The sequence below is a fragment of the Rahnella sp. CFA14(1/10) genome (assembly GCF_004195095.1).
GTDB classification, from domain to species: domain Bacteria; phylum Pseudomonadota; class Gammaproteobacteria; order Enterobacterales; family Enterobacteriaceae; genus Rahnella; species Rahnella perminowiae.
This window is the reverse complement of the sequence record NZ_SEWS01000050.1, coordinates 1-223: the sequence shown is the minus strand read 5'-3', so window position 1 is coordinate 223 and position 223 is coordinate 1. Positions and strand designations below refer to the sequence as shown.

The window sequence follows — 223 nt, the reverse complement described above, 5'->3', positions numbered from 1 at the left end:
TTTTGATTTGAGAGACAGGCTCGAGAGAGTAGATTTTCAGCGGAATGTTCCGGAATTGGTTCGTATGGCGGCGTGGGGTGAGCAACCATGATGCGCTGCGGTACGGATAAAACAGAATTTGCCTGGCGGCACTAGCGCGGTGGTCCCACCTGACCCCATGCCGAACTCAGAAGTGAAACGCCGTAGCGCCGATGGTAGTGTGGGGTCTCCCCATGCGAGAGTA

Annotated in this window: 1 rRNA gene; it reads left to right on the top strand. The window is 55.6% G+C overall.

Annotated elements, in window-relative coordinates:
* Positions 1–121: 121 nt before the first annotated feature.
* Positions 122–223 (top strand): 5S ribosomal RNA (rrf, locus tag EVX52_RS25205); the annotation flags it as partial.